This is a genomic window from Hyphomonas sp. (assembly GCF_041689225.1).
Taxonomy (GTDB): Bacteria; Pseudomonadota; Alphaproteobacteria; order Caulobacterales; family Hyphomonadaceae; genus Hyphomonas.
In genome coordinates, this window is sequence record NZ_JBDNGN010000005.1 from 22,279 (window position 1) to 29,105 (window position 6,827).

The 6,827-nt window shown below is 55.7% G+C and carries 6 protein-coding genes; 4 read left to right on the plus strand and 2 right to left on the minus strand.

The genetic code is table 11. The features are described from left to right. Nucleotides 1–101 precede the first annotated feature (101 nt). The 4 genes from ACESNB_RS00455 (at nucleotide 102) to ACESNB_RS00470 (ending at nucleotide 5,365) form a co-directional block, all read left to right on the plus strand. The gene (locus tag ACESNB_RS00455) at nucleotides 102–2,429 is read left to right on the plus strand and encodes a GumC family protein (protein WP_373002446.1); all 2,328 of its coding nucleotides are present in this window, start codon (nucleotides 102–104) and stop codon (nucleotides 2,427–2,429) included. A gap of 2 nt (nucleotides 2,430–2,431) precedes the next feature. Then, on the plus strand, nucleotides 2,432–3,664 hold the full coding sequence (locus tag ACESNB_RS00460) for a glycosyl transferase (protein ID WP_373002448.1): 1,233 nt from the start codon (nucleotides 2,432–2,434) through the stop codon (nucleotides 3,662–3,664). After that, complete coding sequence (locus ACESNB_RS00465) at nucleotides 3,661–4,953, plus strand: O-antigen ligase family protein (RefSeq protein ID WP_373002450.1); 1,293 nt, start codon at nucleotides 3,661–3,663, stop codon at nucleotides 4,951–4,953. Before ACESNB_RS00460 ends, ACESNB_RS00465 begins: the two co-directional genes overlap by 4 nt. 205 nt (nucleotides 4,954–5,158) lie before the next feature. Beyond that, the gene (locus ACESNB_RS00470) at nucleotides 5,159–5,365 is read left to right on the plus strand and encodes a hypothetical protein (RefSeq protein WP_373002452.1); all 207 of its coding nucleotides are present in this window, start codon (nucleotides 5,159–5,161) and stop codon (nucleotides 5,363–5,365) included. Nucleotides 5,366–5,403: 38 nt separating this feature from the next. On the opposite strand, the gene ACESNB_RS00475 is transcribed toward ACESNB_RS00470, so the two are convergent. Both ACESNB_RS00475 and ACESNB_RS00480 read right to left on the minus strand, forming a co-directional pair. Then, nucleotides 5,404–6,189: a family 16 glycosylhydrolase gene (locus ACESNB_RS00475; protein ID WP_373002454.1), complete on the minus strand. Its 786-nt coding sequence runs from the start codon at nucleotides 6,187–6,189 to the stop codon at nucleotides 5,404–5,406. 83 nt (nucleotides 6,190–6,272) lie between these two features. Beyond that, nucleotides 6,273–6,827: sugar transferase (locus tag ACESNB_RS00480; RefSeq protein ID WP_373002456.1), on the minus strand; the 555-nt coding region annotated here is incomplete at its 5' end.

Below are 6,827 nucleotides of genomic sequence, written 5' to 3' on the forward strand. Positions count from 1 at the left end.
GGGCTGCGACAATTACGAATTGGTGTAGTGCTTTGACTAAGACTTACAGTCTTGAAATTCCTTCTCAGGGTTCATCGCTTGGCGGTGACGGTCGCGACGACATGCCTATTGATTTCAAGGCGCTGGTTGGCACGGTCTATCGCCGGTTCTGGATCATCGTGACCGGCTTCCTCGTGACCTTCTTTCTTGTCGCGTACATGACGTTCACACAGACGCCAATCTACAAGGCGAACTCGATCCTGCAGCTGGACACCAACAAGGAAAATGTCATCGACCTCGGTAGCGTGCTGGGCGGTATGGCCGCAAGTACGGCGGCGATCGACACCGAAGTTCGCGTGATGGGGTCAAAGTCGCTTCTCACAAAAGTCGCAAAAAAGCTGAAGCTGGCTGAGGATACTGAGTTCAACTGGACTTTGGTCGAAAAAAAGCCTGGCCTGTTGGCACAAATCAAGACGCAGATCCGATCCTGGACCGGGCAGAAAGAGACGAAGGAAGTCCCTTACGCGAATCTCAGCGCTGAGGAGCGTGAGGCGGCGGTTCTAGAATCTGTTGTTCAGACTCTGACGTACAAGGTCCATATCAGCCGAATCGGTACGACCTACCTGATCAATGTCGACGTGACGAGCGTCTCGCCTGAGACGGCCGCGCGGATCGCCGACGCCGTTGCTGACCAGTACCGCGTCCAGCAGCTCGATTCCAAACTGGAAGCAACACGACGCGCGACGGCCTGGCTGTCCGAACGTGTTGCTGGCCTGCGTGATGAAGTGGAGGCGAAGGAGCAGCGTGTCGAGGAATTCCGAGCCGAAACCGGATTGTTGTCAGCCCAGGGCGCGACGCTCACTGAACAGCAAATCGCCTACAATACCAATCAGAAGAGTGTGCTTGAATCGCAGTTGAGTCGTGTCCGCGCGCGTTATCAAAGCATGAGGCGCCAGATCGACAGTGGTGCAGGCATAGATGCTATCGCCGAGGTTCTGGATTCGCCGGTGATCTCGAGTCTCAAGTCTCAACGTGCCCAGATCCTTCGCCGCGTCGCAGAACTCGAGACAACGCTCGGTCCTGCCCACCCCGAACTGATCGGTGCCCGCAATGAAGCCGCTGATATCGAACGTCAAATCACTGCGGAAGTGAACCGGATCGCCACCAATCTCGATAGCGAGTTCAAGGTCGCCCAGGCGCAGATCGACAGCATAAATTCGAACATCAGTCAGTCGACGGCTCAACTGCGCGGCAACAATATCAACTTGGTGCGGTTGCGCGAACTCGAGCGCGATGCCGAGACAAGCCGAGTGCTTTACGAGGAATTTATCAGCCGATCGAAGGAAACGCGTGAACAGGACGACCTCGTCCAGGCAGATGCGAACATCCTGTCGACGGCTTCGGTTCCTAGTCGTCCAAGTTCGCCGCGGAAGATGCTGAATCTGATCATTGGCGGACTGCTTGGTGGCCTCATCGGGGGCGGACTGGCACTGCTCGCCGAGATTTTCGACATGAAGATCAGTTCGGCTGAGGATATCGAACGCAAGCTGGGTGTGAATTCGATTGGTTCCGTGCCGTTGATCCGTAACACGAGCCTGCTGCCGTTTTCGCAGGTTAACCCGGCAGACTTTCTGGTGGACAATCCGCTTTCTGCATTCTCGGAGAGTATTCGCTACCTTCGCGCCGCGATCGCGTTCTCGGATATTGATAGTGAAACGAAAACCGTTGCAGTTACGTCGTCCTTGCCGGACGAAGGCAAGACGAGCCTGACTTTGAGCCTTGGCCGCATGTCTGCAATGTCGGGCTCACGGACGCTGGTTATCGATGGTGACTTCCGTCGCCGTCAGTTGACCGACGCGGCTGGTCTGTCACCAGAGATCGGTTTCATCGAACACCTGTTCGGCGCTGGCCAGCTTGCCGACGCGATCTGCAAAGATCAGCGCAGCATGTTGGACATCCTGCCCCTGACGAAATCCGGTCATGTGCCACATGACGTGTTTGGAACACGGGCATTTGATGATCTTCTCGCGCGATTGCGTTCTATGTATGATCTCATCCTGATCGATACGGGTCCGTTGCTTTTGATGGCGGAAGCCCGTGTCGTTGCCGGAAAGGTGGACAAGACGATCCTTGTGATTCGCTGGCGCCGGTCACTGCGCTCGGCCGTGCGTCAATCGCTGCATCTGCTGAAGACGTTCAATGCCGACCTCCTGGGCATTACGCTCAATATGGTCGACTTGTCGCGCCGTCGTCACCACAAGGATCCAGGCTCGACGTACAAAGCTTACAGCAAGTATTATTCGATGGAGACCAAGCGCTCGATCTTTGGCTGGAACAAGGCTCCGAAACCTGGATCCATGACTTCGTCTGCGCAGCCCGTTCTTACGCGAGACGGCACGAATGACGCACGCATCCGCGCTGCGATGACCAAAGAAGTCTCTACGCACTGATTATGCTGGACGCCGGACATCCGGATGGCGCAACGCTCGTCGGCTTCGGGACTCACGGCGTTGAGGCACAGGGGTCTGCAATGATAAGGGTTGCATTTTTTGGTCATGATGCAGGAGACGCCGCAGTGCGTCGGCGTGTTCGTGCCATGCAGGATGATGGCCTATCGGTTCGCGGCTTCATGATGCGTCGTCAGGATGACGTCGCGACCGAGTGGGACAATATCGACCTCGGCCAGACACGCGACGGGGCTTTTGCCCAGCGCGTGGCTCGCATATTTTCCGGCGCACGAGCGGCAGCCAATGCCAGGGACGCGTTAGCTGATGCCGATGTTATTTATGCACGCAATCTGGACATGCTGGCATGTGCCTTTCTCGCCAAACGCATTACCGGGCTCGCGACACCGGTGGTCTACGAAAGCCTTGATGTGCACAGGTTGCTGACCCGAACTGATACTGTGGGCAAGGCGATGCGTTGGTTCGAGAAAAGCCTTCTGCGACGAACAATTGGTCTGGTCGTGAGTTCGCCTGGTTTCCTGCGCAATCATTTCGAGAAGCACTATCGGGGCCTCTTTGTACCGTTTCTGGTTGAGAATCGCCTGGCAGCAGGAAGCGATTTTGGACCCCGGCCCGAACCGGATGCTCCGGGCCAACTCAGGTCAGGTGCAGGCAGGCGATTGAGACTTGGTTGGGTCGGGAACTTGCGGTGCCAGAGGTCATTTGACCTTTTGTGTGCGCTGGCGGACTGCTATCCTGATAGTATTGAGATCAAGCTGCACGGCCAGCCTGCGCGAACAGAGATTCCTGTATTCGAGCCAGCGATTGATGCGCGCGCGAACATGTCGTTTGCCGGGCGGTACCGTTCACCAGAGGATCTTGCGACCATCTATGCGGGGCTCGATCTGGTCTGGGCAGGGGACTTCATGGAGGCCGGGTACAATTCCGACTGGCTGTTGCCAAATCGACTTTATGAAGGCGGGTACTACGCGACCCCCGCAGTAGCCCCGGCCGGAACCGAGACAGGGAATTGGATTGAACGGCATGCTTGCGGGTTCACGATAGCGGAACCGCTGGGCGAAGCGCTTCCTACCATGATTGGCGATGTGATGCGAAATGATGCTGCGTTGGAAACCTGCCGCAACCGGTTGCTGGCCATGACGAGTGAGGTGTTTATCGAACCAAAGGGGTTCTTCTGGGAGGTATTGGAGCGCGCACTCGCCGGGAGCCGCTCGAAATGAACATGGTCAAACCCATTCAGGTCAACGAGACAGAGACATTGGGGTTCGCGAACCTCTACCGCACCGGCCGCCAGGCGCCTGTGTGGGAGCAAGCGCTTGTGACGATCTGGTTTTTCGTGACTTACTTGCCGCTCGATGGCGTGACGCCGATCCGCTATTTGCTTGTCCTGTATTTCCTCGGAATTACTGCGATGTACTACCGTGACATCGTCCCCGTAGTCCTGAAATCCTGGCCTTTATTCCTATTGCCGATATTCGGCTTTTTGTCATTCATGTGGTCAGATTACCCGTCCGATGCCATCCGGGCCGGCGTTCTGATGCTTCTCACGCCACTGACGATCGTTGTCATCGGTGCTAGGTTAAACACAAGGCAGGCGCTGCGCTGTTTGATGTTTGCGGGCATGATCACGACGATCTTTGCCATTCCGACGATCAGTACGTTCAGCCAAGGCGGGCCTTATGGCATGGGCGCGAAGAACCTGTTCGCGATCCAGATGCTGTTCGCCATGCTTCTCTGCCTGACGACGGCACTCAACCAAAAAGAGTTCCTGTGGGTCCGACTGTTGGCGTTGCCCTTTGTGCCAGTCTGCTTTGTGTTCCAGTATCTGGCGCATTCAGCCACATCCCTGGTTTTTGCCGTGGTCGGCATAGTCGGTTTGCTCGGGGTGCGGTATTTCTGGATAAGCCTCGGTCAGATCCGGCACTTGCGCACGTCGCTGCTGATGGCGACCGTCGGCATCGCATTGACGATTGCGATCGTGTTTCTCAGCATGCCTGAAAACACGATGATGAACGATTTCCTGGGATTGCTGGGCAAGGATGGAACCTTCTCCGGCCGGTCAGCGATCTGGCGGCAGGCGGAACTCCTGAGCCATGAGTACCCCATCGCCGGCGTCGGCCTTGAGGGGTTCTGGCAATATGACGTCGGTGCCGCGCAAACTATCAATGAGAACGACTTCAAGCCATTCGGGACCAAGTTGACCTTCCACAATTCTTTTTGGGAGGTCCGAGTGCACCTTGGTTATGTTGGCTATGCCATGTTCCTGTTGATACTTGGCTGGTGTTTGTATCGCACCGTGCTGACTTGGTTCCGGGCACCTACGATGGATAGTTCGGCGCTCCTGATCACGGCTGTGATCATCTTCACGTCCACGTTCACTGAATCCTACCTTTGGGGCACGTTCAACACACTGGTGAATCTGTTCTACTTCGGTGCCATAACTACGCTCGGTGCCGGCGAACGAAAGTTCGAGGGACGCGTGCCGATCACCGTCCGTGAGACGACCTGAACGGCGGCGTTGCGCGCTTACGGGCGCTGCCCGTCGCGTTTTCAATCCCACTTGGTAGTTCCAATACTGACGGGCAGGGAACCAAACGCAGCCCAAACCCGTTTAGGACGCAATACTGCCTGACTTTCCCCGCACAATTTGGGTCAATGAGCGCTGAATACGTGAACGCATTTTAAGTAGTCGTTAAAGTTGGTTGTTCAAACATATGATGATGACGCCAAACCCAGCAATTTCGTCCCAGAGGACTGCCGTCGATTATTCGCTCGACGCGCAAATCCTTAGCGGCTCGGGGCATTATGCCAATGCGCCAGACGGCAAGTGGCCTGTTTGGGCGCGGCTGCTGCTGATCGTAGGCATCAGCGCGCTTTTGTGGGCCGGCATCATCTCTGGTATCGTGGCCTTATTCGGCTGACATCGTCGGTTAGCGCGTTGCCCCAAGGGCTCGTGCGCTCAGCGTGTGCCGTTGTCGGAGCATTGTGGCGTGTCGTCACCCAGCGCGCGAAAACTGACGCAATAGTAAGTCGCACGCGCGCCATCTTCGAATTCGGGAGGCCCGTGCCAAGCATATTGGTTATGCGTACCCGTCCAGATATTCATGATGATCCGGCCAGGATTCTGCGGAATCGGGCGCTCGGCAGATGTGACCGTTTTTACCGGGACTCCATCGACAAACCAGGTCACTGCATCGGGGTGCCAGTCGAAGGCGTAGAGGTGAATTTCCTCGGCCGCATCGAAGGGGAGGTCGATGTAGATCGACCCTGTGGTTTTTCCGTCGGCAAAGACATTGGCATGAATTTGGCGCGTATCCCTTCCAAGGAATTCAATGTCGATTTCGTCGTGAGGGTCGCCAAACGTAGCATCCGTGTGGGTAAAGAACGACGACACAGTGCCTGAGCCTGGCGCTGCCTGCATCACGACCTCATAGCGTCCAAAGCCATAGTATCCGCGCTTCTGAACCTCCGCTCCGGAATAGGGCTGATGATCCACGGGCTTGCGATTTATCTCAAGTGAAATACTTGGATTCTCGAAATGAACGTTTTCCGCGATCCAACCGGCCCGATAGAAGAGGGACTTGAAGGTAAAGTCGGAAATGTACCAATCGGCCTCATTAAAACCATCACTAAACGAAAGGTTGAAGGATTTTCCGTCTCCGCGATCAGGAATGATTTCATATTTGGGGCGGGACCAAATGTAAGCTGCGATTCCTATGGCGATCAGGAGCGCCAGAACGACCAAAACCGTAATTATGTATCGGGCGCGAGTCACAGCCTAACAAATCCCGAATATGAGGGGTGAGAGTTGATCCGAGTTCGGACGTATCACCGCGCGCCTTTGGAGTTGAGAACAGCAGGTATGGTCATCATGACGATCTTCACATCACCCCAGAACGAACGGCTGCGTGCATATTCGACATCGGCGGCCACACGCTGTGGATAGGACGTGTCACTGCGACCACCTACCTGCCAGAGACCTGTGATACCAGGACGAACAGCGCAGTAGTGTCGGTAGCTATCGCCATATTTCGAGATTTCGTTCTCGACGATGGGACGTGGTCCCACGAGCGACATGTCACCGCGCAATACATTGTATAGTTGTGGCAATTCATCGATTGACGTCTTGCGGATGAATTTTCCGATCGATGTGATGCGAGGATCGTTGGTTAGCTTTTGGGTTTCATCCCATTCCTTCCGGGCGACAGGATCGTGTGTCAGGAGTTCGTCCAGTTGTGCCTTCGCATTTGGCACCATCGAGCGAAGTTTGAAGCAGTTGAAGGTTTCCCCGTCCAGTCCATAGCGCCGCTGGAAATAGAAGGCGCGCCCACCGTCTTTCATGCGAATGACAATTGCAACGATGAGGATCAAGGGGGCCACAAA

What these genes read in the sequence shown, in the direction of transcription:
- ACESNB_RS00455 (WP_373002446.1), top strand. Translation starts at nt 102, where the DNA reads ATGCCTATTGATTTCAAGGCGCTGGTTGGCACGGTCTATCGCCGGTTC.
- ACESNB_RS00470 (WP_373002452.1), top strand. Translation starts at nt 5,159, where the DNA reads ATGATGATGACGCCAAACCCAGCAATTTCGTCCCAGAGGACTGCCGTC.
- ACESNB_RS00465 (WP_373002450.1), top strand. Translation starts at nt 3,661, where the DNA reads ATGAACATGGTCAAACCCATTCAGGTCAACGAGACAGAGACATTGGGG.
- ACESNB_RS00460 (WP_373002448.1), top strand. Translation starts at nt 2,432, where the DNA reads ATGCTGGACGCCGGACATCCGGATGGCGCAACGCTCGTCGGCTTCGGG.